The sequence below is a fragment of the Brevundimonas sp. FV1ye28 genome (genome assembly GCF_058681135.1).
On record NZ_CM178731.1, the window covers coordinates 511,038 to 524,368 of the forward strand.

A 13,331-nucleotide genomic window follows, 5' to 3' on the forward strand; every position below is an offset into this window, starting at 1 on the left:
CCGCAAGAAAACCGACTGCACCGCGATCAAATGACACTGTACCTGCACGACACCCTGCGCCGCGAGAAGCGTGAGTTCACGCCGCGCGACCCCGATCGGGTGACGCTCTACGTCTGCGGACCGACGGTCTATGACTATGCCCACATCGGCAATGCGCGTCCGCCCGTGGTGTTCGACGTCCTGGTGCGGCTGCTGCGGCGCGAGTACGGCGCCGAGAGCGTCATCTATGCCCGCAACGTCACCGACGTGGACGACAAGATCAACGCCAAGGCCCATCGCGAAGGCGTGCCGATCGGCGAGGTCACGGCCCGCTACGAGGCCGCCTATCTGGCCGACATGGCGCTGCTGAACGTCTCGCCCCCAGACCTCGCGCCGCACGTCACCGACCATATGGACGCGATCATCGAACAGATCGGCCAGATCGTGGATCAGGGATGCGCCTATGCGGCCGAGGGCCATGTCCTGTTCGACGTGTCGAGCTATCCCTCCTACGGCGCTCTGTCCGGCCGGAACCTGGACGACATGATTGCCGGCGCCCGCGTCGAGGTCGCCCCCTACAAGAAGAACCCGCACGACTTCGTCCTGTGGAAGCCGTCCAAGCCGGAGGAGCCGTCCTGGGCTTCGCCGTGGGGCGAGGGGCGTCCGGGCTGGCACATCGAATGCTCGGCCATGATCGAGAAGACCCTGGGCCTGCCGATCGACATCCACGGCGGCGGCATCGACCTGGTCTTCCCCCACCATGAAAACGAGATCGCGCAAGGCGTCTGCGCCCACGGCCACGCGCACGGCGACCACGCGCATGAGGAATACAGCCGCTACTGGATGCACAACGGCTTCCTGACCGTCGACGCGGAGAAGATGTCCAAGTCGGTCGGCAACGTCCTGCTGCTGCACGACCTGGTGCAGTCGATCCCGGGCGAGGTCGTCCGCTGGGCCCTGCTGAGCGCCCATTACCGTCAGCCGCTGGACTGGAATCAGGCGCTGCTGGACCAGTCGCGCAAGAACTTGGACCGGCTGTACGGGGCGCTGCGGCGTGCCGATTCGGTCGATGCCCTGGGCGACATGCCGTCGCCGGCCTTCCTCGACGCCATCTCCGACGACCTCAACACCCCGGGCGCCATGGCGACCATGTTCGCCCTGTCGAGCGAGATCGAACGCGCCATGACCGCCGGCGACCACAAGGCGGTCGGCATCGCCAAGGCCGAACTGATGGCGTGCGGACGAATCCTGGGTGTGCTGCTGGCCAGTCCGGATGCCTGGTTCGAGGGCGGCGCCGACGACGCCCTGAAGTCCGAGGTCGAAACCCTGCTGGCCGAACGCGTCACCGCGCGGGCGGAGAAGAACTGGCCCGAGGCCGATCGCATCCGCGACCGCCTGACCGCGCTCAACGTCGTGGTCATGGACGGCCCGACGGGCGCGACCTGGCGGCTGAAGGACTGATCCGTCCTCCGGTCGCGTCCCTCTCACAGGAGGAGACAATCGGCCTACGCCGATCTAAACCGGGCCCATGTTCAAGTCCGTCCTGGTCGCCAATCGCGGCGAGATCGCCTGCCGTGTCTTCCGCACCGCCAAGCGGATGGGGATTCGCACCATCGCCGTCTATTCGGAGGCCGACGCCCAGGCCCTGCATGTGCGAGAGGCCGATGAGGCCGTCCTGATCGGCCCGGCGGCGGCCCGCGAATCCTATCTCGTCGCCGAAAAGGTCCTGGCCGCCGCCAAGGCCACGGGCGCCGAGGCCATCCACCCCGGCTACGGCTTCCTGTCCGAGAACGCCGAGTTCGCTGAGGCCGTGATGGCGGCCGGCATCATCTGGATCGGCGCCCCGCCGGCCTCGATCCGCGCCATGGGCCTGAAGGACGCGGCCAAAAAGCTGATGGTCGAGGCCGGCGTGCCCGTCACCCCCGGCTATATGGGCGAGGACCAGTCCCCCGACCGTCTGAAGGCCGAGGCCGACGCCATCGGCTATCCGGTCCTGATCAAGGCCGTCGCGGGCGGCGGCGGCAAGGGCATGCGCCGCGTCGATGCGTCCGAAGCCTTCCTCGACGGCCTGGCCTCGTGCCGGCGCGAGGCGGCGTCCAGCTTCGGCGACGACCGGGTCCTGATCGAGAAATACATCCTCTCGCCCCGCCACATCGAGGTTCAGGTCTTCGGCGACTCGCACGGCGAGGTCGTCCACCTCTACGAACGCGACTGCTCCCTGCAACGCCGCCACCAGAAGGTCATTGAGGAAGCCCCGGCCCCCGGCATGGACGCCGCGACGCGCGAGGCGGTCACCTCGGCGGCGGTGAAGGCGGCCAAGGCCGTGAACTACATCGGCGCCGGCACCATCGAGTTCATCGCCGACGCCTCCGAGGGTCTGAAGGCCGACCGCATCTGGTTCATGGAAATGAACACCCGTCTCCAGGTCGAACACCCGGTCACCGAGAGCATCACCGGCGTCGACCTCGTCGAATGGCAGTTCCGCGCGGCCGCCGGCGAGCCGGTCCCGCTGAAACAGGCCGACATCCCCCTGAACGGCTGGGCCATGGAAGCCCGCCTCTACGCCGAGGACCCCGCCAACGGCTTCCTGCCGTCGATCGGTCGGCTCGACCATTTCGTCCTGCCGGACGACATCCGCATCGACACGGGCGTCGAACAGGGCGGGGAGGTCAGCCAGTTCTACGACCCCATGATCGCCAAGCTGATCGTGCATGAGGATACGCGCGAAGCCGCCGCCGAACGGCTGGCTGACGCCTGTGGCGAGGTCGAGGTCTGGCCGGTCAAGACCAACGCCGGGTTCCTGACCCGCTGTCTTGAGCATCCCCGTTTCGTAGCGGGAGATGTTGATACCGGCTTCATCGGGATGGAGGAGGCGGCGCTGACAGCCGCAGATTTGAGCGTGGAAGTGCAACTCGCCGCTCTGGCTGTCGAGAGCGCTGGCATTCATGAATCAGCCCTGTCCGTTTCACCGTCTAGAGGTGATATTTGGTCTCCGTTTGACCCACTCTTTGGCCTCAGCGGTTTTCGGCTCAATCGAGAAAGCTCCCCAACATTCCGAATCTGGGTCGATGGCCAGAGGGTGGATGGCGGGGTGAGCCTCAACGGCAGCCATTACGAGATCACTGTGAACGGGACCGAAGATTCGGCTCTCGTCTATGGCCGGAAGGTTGAACTGGCCGCCCACAACGCAGTGGTTGGTGTTGCGAGCCGAAGCCAACCGATCCTTTTCTTCTGCGGCAACGCGCATCTGATGTCAGGCTACGCTTCAATAGCAGCCGGTACCGCCGCCTCCGACGGCTCCCTCCGCGCCCCAATGCCCGGCAAGATCGTCGCCACCCCCGCAAAGGCCGGCGACACGGTCACCAAGGGCCAGCCGATCATCGTGCTGGAGGCCATGAAGATGGAGCACGCCCTGACCGCGCCCTTCGACGGCGTCGTCGGCGAGATCGGCTTCGCGGTCGGCGATCAGGTCACGGCCGACGCCGTCCTGGCCAAGGTCGAGGCGAGCACCTAAGTCCGCCCATGCCTCTCCATATGATCAAGCTCTGCGTCGGCGTCTCCGAGGTCGAGACGCTGGAGCGCCGCGCCGAAAAGAACCAGTGGCTGACCGTCCACACCCGGATGACGCCCAAGCGCGCGACCGAGATCGAGGACGGCGGCTCCCTCTACTGGGTCATCAAGGGCTCGGTCGCCTGCCGCATGCCGATCACGGACATCAAGACCGAGGGGGAGGGCAAGGCCTCCCAGTGCCTGATCACCCTCGCGCCCCAGGTCATCCGCACCGCGCCCCTGGCCCGTCGCCCCTTCCAGGGGTGGCGCTATTTCGACCCCAAGGACGCGCCCGCCGACCTGTCGACCCTCGACGCCGGCGACATGCCCGAGGATCTGGCGAAACAGCTCCGCGAAATGGGGGCGTGGTAAAGAAACCCTTCTCCCCTTGCGGGAGAAGGTGGCAGCCGAAGGCTGACGGATGAGGGGTCACACCGGCGGCCGGAATGACGGCTGGCCGGGCTGACTTCCGCCGTCAGCATGACCCCTCATCCGACCTCGCTTCGCTCGGCCACCTTCTCCCGCAAGGGGAGAAGGATCGTGTTGACCTTCCTGCGCCGACGTGGTCTCCGCCGCCTCCCATGCCCTTCCTCAGCCCCGCCACCCGCTCCACCACCAAGGCGCTTCTGACCCTGGCCTGGCCGGTAGTGCTGGCGCGGATCGGCATCATGACCATGGGGCTGACCGACGCCATCGTGGTCGGCCGATACGCCTCGCGCGAACTGGCCTTCCACTCCCTGGCCTGGGCTCCCCATTCGGTCATCGTCGTCACCGCCGTCGGCCTGCTGTTCGGGGTCCAGGTCATGACCGCCCGGATGCTGGGCGAAGGTCGGCGCGCGGAGGTCGGCGCGGTCCTGCGGCGCGGCTTCGCCTATGCGCTTCAGATCGGGATCGCAGCCTGTATCGCCCTGATCGTCACCGGCCCCTGGTTGCTGCGTCAGATGAATCTCGACACCGGCCTGGCCGAGGGCGCCGGTCCGGCCCTGATCGTCCTCGCCCTGTCCATGCCCGCCTATTTGATCTCGGTCGCGGCTCAGTTTTTCCTCGAGGCGCTCGGCAGGCCCAAGCCCGGCATGGTCGCGATGTGGGTGGCCAACGCCGTCAACCTGGCGCTCAACCTGCTGCTGGTGCCCGACATTCTCGGCATCGGTCTGAACGGCGCGACGGCCTCGTGCTGGGCCACCTTCGCGGCGCGCGCGGCCCTGGCCATCTTCCTGGTCGTCTACATCGTCCGCCTGCCAGAGGCGCGGGCGCTCGGCATCTTCACCAAGCCGAAGCCCGATCCGAAGGCCGCCGCCGAACAGCGCAAGATCGGCTACGGCGGCGGCTCCTCCTATTTTATCGAGGTCGCGGCCTTCGCGGCCATGACCTTCATCGCCGGCCAGATCGGCACGAACGAGACCGCCGCCTGGGCCGTGGTGCTGAACATCTCGGCCATCGTCTTCATGATCCCCATGGGCCTGTCCTCGGCGACTGCGGTGGTGGTCGGCCGGGCCTATGGAAGCGGAGATCGCACAGCCGTCCTGCGCGCCGGCCTCGTCGGCATCGGCGTGGTCACCGCCCTGACCCTGGTCGTCGCCCTGGTCGTCTGGCCCAGTTCGCATCTGCTGGTCGGGGCCTACAATCGCGATCCGCTGCTTCTGGCCATCGCCGCCCCGGCCGTGGTGCTTGCGACCCTGTTCTTCGTCGCGGATGGCATTCAGGTGGTGGCGGCCCAGGCCAACCGCGCGGCGGGCGACGTCTGGTGGCCGACCATCATGCATTTCGTCGCCTATGGCGGCATCATGATGCCGCTGGGCTGGGTCCTGGCGCACCAGATCGGCGTGGACGGCCTGGTCTGGGCCGTCATCATCGCCAGCCTGGTGTCGTCCACACTGCTGACGGGCCGCTTCGTGCGGGTGGCGCGGCGTGCCAAGGGCTTAGGGCTTAGGGACTAGGGAATGCAGGCATCGGGGTTGCGAACCGCGACGGCACTCGCCACTAACCCCTGCTAATCCCTAATCCCTAATCCCTCGGATCCATGTCCCGCATCCTGATCACCTCGGCGCTGCCCTACATCAACGGCATCAAGCATCTGGGGAATCTCGCGGGCTCCATGTTGCCGGCGGATGTCTACGCCCGCTTCAAACGGGCCCAAGGCCACGAGACCCTCTACATCTGCGCCACGGACGAGCACGGCACGCCGGCCGAACTGGCCGCCGCCGCCGCTGGCCAGGACGTCCAGACCTATTGCGACGAACAGCACGAGATCCAGAAGCGGGCAGGGCAGGCGTTCGGCCTCAGCTACGACTGGTTCGGCCGCTCCTCGCGCGAGCCCAACCGTCGCCTGACCCAACATTTCGCCAAGGTGCTGGAGGAGAACGGCCTGATCGAGGAACGCGTCGACCGGATGATCTATTCGATCGACGACGCCCGCTTCCTGCCGGACCGTTATGTCGAGGGGACCTGCCCCCACTGCGGCCATGTCGGCGCGCGCGGAGACCAGTGCGACAACTGCGGCCGCCTGTTGGATCCGACCGACCTGATCGCCCCCTATTCGTCGGTCTCCGGCTCGACCAACCTTGAGGTCCGCGACACCCGCCACCTCTATCTGCTGCAGACCAAGATCGAGGACCGCATCCGCGCCTGGATCGAATCGAAGTCCGACTGGCAGACCCTGGCCCGGTCCATCGCGCTGAAGCATCTGGACGAAGGCCTGATCGACCGCGGCATCACCCGCGACCTGAAATGGGGCGTGCCGGTGGTCGGTCCCGACGGCGGTTCGCGCCCGGGTATGGAGGGCAAGGTCTTCTACGTCTGGTTCGACGCCCCCATCGAATACATCGGCGCGACCGAGGAGTGGGCCGAAGCCAACGGCACGACCTGGCGCGACTGGTGGCGCACCGACGAGGGAGCCGACGACGTCCGCTACGTCCAGTTCATGGGCAAGGACAACGTCGCCTTCCACACCGTCAGCTTCCCCGCCACCATTCTGGGCTCCGGCGAGCCCTGGAAGACGGTCGATACGCTGAAGGCCTTCAACTGGCTGAACTGGTACGGCGGCAAGTTCTCGACGTCCCAGAAGCGCGGCGTCTTCATGGACCAGGCGCTGGAAATCCTGCCCGCCGACTACTGGCGCTGGCGCCTGACGGCCTACGGGCCTGAGCATTCCGACTCGGCCTTCACCTGGGAGGACTTCCAGGCCTCGACCAACAAGGACCTCGCCGACGTTCTGGGCAATTTCGTCAATCGCATCGTCAAGTTCGCCGAGGCGAAATTCGACGGCGTCGTCCCCGAGGGCGGCGAACCCGGCCCGCTGGAAGCCAAGCTGGACGCCGACATCCGCGCCGGCCTGGCCGAGGCGACCGAAGCCTTCGAGGCCATGGAGTTCCGCAAAGCCTGTCAGGCCCTGCGCGCCGTCTGGGTGCTGGGCAACGAGTACCTGCAGGAAGCCGCGCCCTGGACCGCCTTCAAGACCGATGTCGATCGCGCCGCCGTGGGCGTCCGCACCGGCCTGAACCTCGTCGCCCTGTTCGCTCGGATCGCGGCCCCGGTCATGCCCTTCTCGGCCGAAAAGATCGCCGCCGCCGTGGGCGAGACGGACCTCAGCTGGCCATCGGCCGACGCGAACCTGCTGGATCAATTGCCGCGCGGCCAGACTGTCGCGGCCGCCGAGGTCCTGTTCAAGAAGATCGAGGACGTCCAGGTCGCGGAGTGGACCGAACGGTTCGGCGGCACCCAGTGAAGCCCGCGCTGGCGGAGCATTCGCCGGCGACTCTCTCGGCGGTGCGTGCGCGCCTCGCCGCCACCGGCCGCGCCCAGCTGCACGATCTGCTGACCGTCGCCTACGCCGACCACCTGCGCACCGAGGCGGACCGCCCCGACTTCAACGTCGTCACCCGCCGCTCGACCGGTCACGTTGACCTGCCCGGTGCCTGGCTCCATTCGCTGGAGCCGCAACAGCGTCAGGCCCTGGGGCAGGCGGTGCAGAACGCGGCGACCGACGACTTCCAGTACCTGTTCGACAACCACCCGATCTACGACACGGCCGAGGCCGGAACCGCCGAGCCCGTCTGGGCCGATCTGGTCGGCTTCCTGAACGGCGACGCCTTCCTGGGCCTGATGCGACAGGCGACCGGCGAACCCCGCATCGCCATGGCCGACGCCCAGCTGACCCGGTTCCGCAAAGGCCATTTCCTCACCGAGCACGACGACACGGCCGAGGGGAAGAACCGCTTCTACGCCTATGTCCTGGGCCTGACGCCCGGCTGGCGGATCGACTGGGGCGGCCTTCTGGCCTTCCACGATGCCGAGGGCAATGTCGCCGAGGCCTTCACCCCGCGCTTCAACACCCTGAACCTGCTGAAGGTGCCTGCGCCCCATTCGGTGACCCAGGTCGCCCTGTCCGCCGGCGCCGACCGCGTGTCGATCACCGGCTGGCTGCGCGGCGTTTGACTATTCGAACAGGGCTTTGGGCGCGCCTTCGCTGGCGGGCCAGCCCAGGTAATAGACGTCGGTCGGCCCCACGACCCAGTCCACCAGCCGCCACCGGCCTCCGGTTCGTCGCAGCAGGGCGTAGGTGGTAGGCCCGTCGAAGAACCCTTCCTCCATCGCCTCGGCATAGGGCGTGCGCGAGAAGTCGATCGGGCGACCGTTCGGCTGCTGGATGCGACCGGCATAGAAAGCCCACTCGCCCTGGATCCGCAGCGTGTCGACGACGAACTGCACCGGCTGATGGATATGGCCCTCGATCGCCGGGCGGATGGTGTCGAGCAGGACGCGGCGCTGCGGATCGCCGACCGGCACGCCGCGCACCGCGCCCTGGACGACCGGGGCAGGCGTCGCCAGCTCGGCGCCGCCCGTCATCGGACCGGCCAGCAACAGGGACAGAAGGACGAGGCTCATCGCGAACTCCAAAGGGTCGGCGACCGCCGGAATCATTCCGCCCTGATCGTCGCCGAGACCCTAGAAGCGTCGTCGAAACAGAGGAAGCCGACGCGGCGGTTGCGTCAGGTCGCGTCAGGCTTGGCGATCGCCCGCTGGGCCAGACAGACGGTCAGTTTCTCGCCCACCTCAGGCCGGCAGGACTTCTGCACCTCTGCGGCGGTGATATCGAGGAAGGCGGGCGCCGAGGCATTGTGCGATTCGACTGCCAGAGCCCGGACCACGGTCGAGCGATAGCCGTCCCAGATCATGTGCAGGGCGACGTAAAGAACGATCACCAGGCCGACGTAGCCGATCCAGCGGAAGCGGGTCAGCAGCTTGGCGATATAGGTCGCCGCGACGCCCATCAGGCCGATCGACAGCACCAGGCCGAAGACCATGATCCACGGGTGGTCGTGCGCCGCGCCCGCCACGGCCAGCACATTGTCCAGCGACATCGTCACGTCGGCGATCAGGATCTGGATGAGGGCAGCGCCGAACGTCTTGCGCTTCAGCCCCATCTCCTCGGGCGAGGGGCCCTTGCCGTGCTCGATGGCGATGGCGAGTTCGAGTTCGGCCTGCGCCTCGGCCTGGTCGTGGGTCGCGGCCTCCTGCAGCTCGCGCCACATCTTCCAGCACACCCACAGCAGCAGCACCCCGCCCGCGATCAGCAGGCCGATGATGGCCAGCAGCTGCACCGTGACCAGGGCAAAGAGAATCCGCAGCACGACGGCCGCAGCCAGACCGATCAGGATCGCCTTGCGGCGCTGTTCCTGAGGCAGGGCGGCTGCGGCCAGACCCACGGCCACGGCATTGTCGCCGGCCAGGACCAGGTCGATGGCGAGCACCTTTCCTAGCGCGGACAGCTGGCTGGCGAATTCGGGAGAGCTGAAAAATTCCATGATCGGTCTCTAGCGCCGGTGTCGGCCTGCGCCAAGCCGCCGCATCAGCCCTGTTGCTTGCGCGACGCTTCATACAGCGCCACGGCCGCCGCGTTCGACACATTCAGGCTCTCGAACCCGCCCGGCATGGGGATTTTCGCCAGGACGTCGCAGTGTTCTGCGACCAGCCTGCGGATACCGTCGCCTTCCGAGCCCATGACCAGAACCGTCGGCCGGTGATCCAGCGCGCTCTCCAGGGTCTCGTCGGACGATCCGTCCAGCCCGACCGCGCGCCAGCCCATCTCGGCCAGGGTCTCCAGCGCGCGCGACAGATTCGTCACCCGGGCGCAGGGCAGGCGTTCGGTCGCCCCAGCCGACGCCTTGGCCAGGGCCCCGGCCAGCACCGGCGAATGGCGGTCCTGCACCACGATTCCCTTGGCCCCGAAGGCGAGCGCCGAACGGAAGATGGCGCCGACGTTCTGGGGATCGGTCAGCTGGTCGAGCATGACGATGATTCCCTCGGCCGGGTCCGCGAAGTCCTCGAGCGCGACGCCTTCCAGCGGCTGCACCTTGAAGGCCAGGCCCTGGTGCACCGCACCGACGGGCAGCATCCGCTCCAGCGCGAGCGAATCGATCACCTCGACCTTGTGGCCGTTGGGGATGCCGTCGCGTTCCAGTTCGGCGGCGCGGTCGGCGGTCGCCAGCAGGCGGCCCATACCCTTGCGCGCCGGGTTCTCCAGCGCCGCCAAGACGGGATGGCGGCCCCAGACGAAGCCGTCGGCATCCACCTTGCCGCGCCCGGCACGCGGGGCTCCGGTGGTGAATCCCTTGGTCGGCGGATTGGGATTCCACCCGCCCCGATCCGGCCCCTTGGCCCCGTCCGGAGCTCCGGTCTTTCGGGGGCGATCACCGGTTTTTCCGGGCGCATTTTTACCCGATTTCCGGTCGTTGCGTTCTGGATTTCTCGACACTATAAGACGCCCTCCGATTTGGAGCCCTAGGGCTTTCGGGTCTGGCGCCCCCTCTATCCTAGGCGTGTCAGAGACCGAAAGCTTTTGTGTCCGATTGGTTCGAAAACGCGCTGGGGGAATGTCCCGAGTGGCAAAGGGGGGGGACTGTAAATCCCCTGCGTAAGCTTCGTAGGTTCGAGTCCTACTTCCCCCACCACGCGCTTTCGGAACGACGGATCGGACCCCATATCGGGTCGGCGGTCGAGGGTCAGGCCTTCTCACGAAGGCTCCGCACCTGAGGCCGTCTCCGTGCGGGTATAGTACAATGGTAGTACAGCAGCCTTCCAAGCTGAATATGTCGGTTCGATCCCGTCTACCCGCTCCATATTTTTGATACGCACCAGCGCCCCCATTCCCGTCTTGGGCCAGGGCCATCAGGAGTTTGGCCATGGCCAAGGAAAAGTTCGAACGCACCAAGCCGCATTGCAACATCGGCACCATCGGTCACGTTGACCACGGCAAGACGACGCTGACGGCGGCGATCACGATGACCCTGGCCAAGGCCGGCGGCGCCAAGGCCATGGCCTATGCCGACATCGACGCTGCGCCGGAAGAAAAGGCCCGCGGCATCACGATCAACACGGCTCACGTCGAGTATGAGACGGCCAACCGTCACTATGCTCACGTCGACTGCCCCGGCCACGCCGACTACGTGAAGAACATGATCACCGGCGCCGCCCAGATGGACGGCGCGATCCTGGTCGTCTCGGCCGCCGACGGCCCGATGCCCCAGACCCGCGAGCACATCCTGCTGGCCCGTCAGGTCGGCGTGCCCGCCCTGGTCGTCTTCATGAACAAGGTCGACCTGGTCGACGACAAGGAGCTGCTGGAGCTCGTCGAGATGGAAGTGCGCGAGCTGCTTTCGTCCTACCAGTTCCCGGGCGACGACATCCCGATCACCATGGGTTCGGCCAAGGCCGCGACCGACGGCGTGAATCCGGAAATCGGCGAACAGCAGGTGCTGAAGCTGATGGAAACCGTCGACGCCTACATCCCGCAGCCGGAACGTCCCGTCGACCTGCCCTTCCTGATGCCGGTCGAAGACGTCTTCTCGATCTCGGGCCGCGGCACCGTGGTCACGGGCCGCGTCGAAAAGGGCATCGTCAAGGTCGGTGAGGAAGTCGAAATCGTCGGCATCCGCCCCGTTCAGAAGACGACCTGCACCGGCGTGGAAATGTTCCGCAAGCTGCTGGATCAAGGCCAGGCGGGCGACAACGTCGGCGTGCTGCTGCGCGGCACCAAGCGTGAAGACGTCGAGCGCGGCCAGGTGCTGTGCAAGCCGGGCTCCATCACCCCGCACACCAAGTTCCTTGCCGAAGCCTACATCCTGACCAAGGAAGAAGGCGGCCGTCACACGCCGTTCTTCACGAACTACCGCCCTCAGTTCTACTTCCGCACGACGGACGTGACGGGCATCGTTCACCTGAAGGAAGGCGTCGAGATGATCATGCCGGGCGACAACGCCGAGCTGACCGTCGAGCTGATCACCCCGATCGCCATGGACCAGGGCCTGCGCTTCGCCATCCGTGAAGGCGGCCGCACCGTCGGCGCCGGCGTCGTCGCCAAGATCGTCGAGTAGTTCGAAGCGCTGCGTCGCGCGCTTGCGCGGCGGATGGGATCGCATGCGATCCCCGCGACGAACGCCCGAAGCGCAAGCGAAGGGCTGACAGTCTTCGGACCGATCTGAAGAGGCCCCGCCGGAGCAATCCGGCGGGGCCTTTTTCTTGGCTTTGCCCTTCTCCCCTTGCGGGAGAAGGTGGCAGCCGAAGGCTGACGGATGAGGGGTCGTACCGGCGGTTGGCGAATCCAAACAGATCTCAGACGTCGGCGTGACCCCTCATCCGACCTCGCTTCGCTCGGCCACCTTCTCCCGCAGGGGGAGAAGGAAAGCGCTAGACCGCCCGAGTTGGCAAAGGATCGACCGAATTCCTCCATTCAATCAAAGCCCCTCTCGATTGAGACCCCAAATACCTGACGCCCCCTGAAACCCCCTCACACTGTCTCCTTTCATCGGGAGGCACAGATGAGCGAAAAACCACAGGGTCGGACGTCAGCGCCGGACGAGGTCTGGGCGCGGGTGCAGGAGGATTATCTGGCAGGGATGTCGGGGCCCGACTGCTGCCGGCGGCATGGTGTGAGCCTGTCGGCCTTGCGCAATCGGGCGGCTCGCGAAGGCTGGCGACGCTCGGACCAGGCCTGGATCCCGCCTCAGTCGCTCGATCCCTGGGACGAGGGCCGGATTCTCGAAGACCGGATGTGCGGAAATCTCGACCTGATCGAATGGGGCGACCTGTCGGGCGTCGCCGAGGGGCGGATGATGCGCGCCGTCCTCCGCGGGGATTCCGCCGAGTTCATGCGCTGGCACAAGGTTGCGGAGATCATTGAGGTCCGGGACGCCGAACTGCGCCGCTGGGCCGAGGAGGAAGAGGCCCGAACCTATCAGATCCGCCAGCGCGCCCGCGATATCGAGGCCGAGGAGAAGGAACGGGACAACGAACGGGACTCTGGGGACTATCTGGACTCTGAATTCGACGAGAGTCTGGAAGACCAGGGCCCGGTTCGCGGTTTCACCATCACCCGGGACGGCGAACTGATCCGGAAACCCAGGCCTGACGGTTCCGCCTCATCCGACGGGCGGGAACGGGTGACGCTGAAGGAGACCGACACCCCGCCTCTTTCGTCAGCCTCCGACGAACAAAGCGCGATCGGGGACCGCCGCGGCGCGGGTGAGCCCGAGCCTGTCTCTGACACGGCCTGCCTGAGCCAATCGTCCTGTACGCCGCCTATTTTCCCGGTCGAACCGGGCAATGACGAAAGCCAGCAAACCTACGCGTTCGGCTTGCCCGTCGCCGGATCGGTCGCGGTCTCGCCGGAGTTGCTCGATCCCTTGGACCCGGCGGGCTCGGTCGCGGGGCGGGGGGAATGACCGTCGCCGTCTGGGCGCTGGTTTTCGTTCTCGGTCTGGCGCGGCGGTCGTGCGGGGTCGGTCATGGTCAAGCTCCTGAGTGTC

Annotated in this window: 11 protein-coding genes and 2 tRNA genes; 10 read left to right on the forward strand and 3 right to left on the reverse strand. The window is 66.8% G+C overall.

What is annotated here, in order from left to right; genetic code table 11:
• Positions 1-30 precede the first annotated feature (30 nt).
• From cysS to ACW171_RS02525, 6 genes are all read left to right on the forward strand, one after another.
• On the forward strand, positions 31-1,440 hold the full coding sequence (gene cysS, locus ACW171_RS02500; protein ID WP_492095533.1) for a cysteine--tRNA ligase: 1,410 nt from the start codon (positions 31-33) through the stop codon (positions 1,438-1,440).
• 67 nt (positions 1,441-1,507) lie between these two features.
• Positions 1,508-3,493 (forward strand): acetyl/propionyl/methylcrotonyl-CoA carboxylase subunit alpha, encoded by a 1,986-nt coding sequence (locus ACW171_RS02505; RefSeq protein ID WP_492095534.1) that lies wholly within the window; start codon positions 1,508-1,510, stop codon positions 3,491-3,493.
• A gap of 8 nt (positions 3,494-3,501) precedes the next feature.
• Positions 3,502-3,900, forward strand: a complete 399-nt coding sequence (locus ACW171_RS02510; RefSeq protein ID WP_492095535.1) for a DUF1489 family protein — start codon at positions 3,502-3,504, stop codon at positions 3,898-3,900.
• A gap of 209 nt (positions 3,901-4,109) precedes the next feature.
• A complete protein-coding gene (locus ACW171_RS02515) occupies positions 4,110-5,465 on the forward strand; it encodes an MATE family efflux transporter (protein ID WP_492095536.1) in 1,356 nt (451 codons plus the stop codon).
• 83 nt (positions 5,466-5,548) lie between these two features.
• Positions 5,549-7,252 (forward strand): methionine--tRNA ligase, encoded by a 1,704-nt coding sequence (gene metG, locus ACW171_RS02520; protein ID WP_492095537.1) that lies wholly within the window; start codon positions 5,549-5,551, stop codon positions 7,250-7,252.
• Positions 7,249-7,962, forward strand: a complete 714-nt coding sequence (locus ACW171_RS02525) for a 2OG-Fe(II) oxygenase (protein ID WP_492095538.1) — start codon at positions 7,249-7,251, stop codon at positions 7,960-7,962. Before metG ends, ACW171_RS02525 begins: the two co-directional genes overlap by 4 nt.
• Here the strand turns inward: ACW171_RS02525 and ACW171_RS02530 are convergent, their stop codons facing one another.
• The 3 genes from ACW171_RS02530 to rlmB all read right to left on the reverse strand — a co-directional run bounded on the left by ACW171_RS02530 (position 7,963) and on the right by rlmB (position 10,282).
• A complete protein-coding gene (locus tag ACW171_RS02530; RefSeq protein ID WP_492095539.1) occupies positions 7,963-8,412 on the reverse strand; it encodes a hypothetical protein in 450 nt (149 codons plus the stop codon).
• A 104-nt stretch (positions 8,413-8,516) separates the two neighbouring features.
• Positions 8,517-9,332 (reverse strand): TerC family protein, encoded by an 816-nt coding sequence (locus ACW171_RS02535; RefSeq protein ID WP_492095540.1) that lies wholly within the window; start codon positions 9,330-9,332, stop codon positions 8,517-8,519.
• 44 nt (positions 9,333-9,376) lie between these two features.
• Positions 9,377-10,282: a 23S rRNA (guanosine(2251)-2'-O)-methyltransferase RlmB gene (gene rlmB, locus ACW171_RS02540; RefSeq protein WP_492095541.1), complete on the reverse strand. Its 906-nt coding sequence runs from the start codon at positions 10,280-10,282 to the stop codon at positions 9,377-9,379.
• 112 nt (positions 10,283-10,394) lie between these two features.
• Between rlmB and ACW171_RS02545 the strand changes: the two genes are divergently transcribed.
• From ACW171_RS02545 to ACW171_RS02560, 4 genes are all read left to right on the forward strand, one after another.
• Positions 10,395-10,478: transfer RNA gene (locus ACW171_RS02545), tRNA-Tyr, on the forward strand.
• Between the two features lie 94 nt (positions 10,479-10,572).
• Positions 10,573-10,646, forward strand: a tRNA-Gly gene (locus ACW171_RS02550).
• Positions 10,647-10,709: 63 nt separating this feature from the next.
• A complete protein-coding gene (gene tuf / locus ACW171_RS02555; RefSeq protein ID WP_492095062.1) occupies positions 10,710-11,900 on the forward strand; it encodes an elongation factor Tu in 1,191 nt (396 codons plus the stop codon).
• A 444-nt stretch (positions 11,901-12,344) separates the two neighbouring features.
• Complete coding sequence (locus ACW171_RS02560; protein ID WP_492095542.1) at positions 12,345-13,247, forward strand: hypothetical protein; 903 nt, start codon at positions 12,345-12,347, stop codon at positions 13,245-13,247.
• Positions 13,248-13,331 lie beyond the last annotated feature (84 nt).

Coding starts and splice junctions, on each gene's coding strand:
- cysS (WP_492095533.1), top strand. CDS start 31: ATGACACTGTACCTGCACGACACCCTGCGCCGCGAGAAGCGTGAGTTC.
- ACW171_RS02505 (WP_492095534.1), top strand. CDS start 1,508: ATGTTCAAGTCCGTCCTGGTCGCCAATCGCGGCGAGATCGCCTGCCGT.
- ACW171_RS02510 (WP_492095535.1), top strand. CDS start 3,502: ATGCCTCTCCATATGATCAAGCTCTGCGTCGGCGTCTCCGAGGTCGAG.
- ACW171_RS02515 (WP_492095536.1), top strand. CDS start 4,110: ATGCCCTTCCTCAGCCCCGCCACCCGCTCCACCACCAAGGCGCTTCTG.
- metG (WP_492095537.1), top strand. CDS start 5,549: ATGTCCCGCATCCTGATCACCTCGGCGCTGCCCTACATCAACGGCATC.
- ACW171_RS02530 (WP_492095539.1), bottom strand. CDS start 8,412: ATGAGCCTCGTCCTTCTGTCCCTGTTGCTGGCCGGTCCGATGACGGGC.
- ACW171_RS02535 (WP_492095540.1), bottom strand. CDS start 9,332: ATGGAATTTTTCAGCTCTCCCGAATTCGCCAGCCAGCTGTCCGCGCTA.
- tuf (WP_492095062.1), top strand. CDS start 10,710: ATGGCCAAGGAAAAGTTCGAACGCACCAAGCCGCATTGCAACATCGGC.
- ACW171_RS02560 (WP_492095542.1), top strand. CDS start 12,345: ATGAGCGAAAAACCACAGGGTCGGACGTCAGCGCCGGACGAGGTCTGG.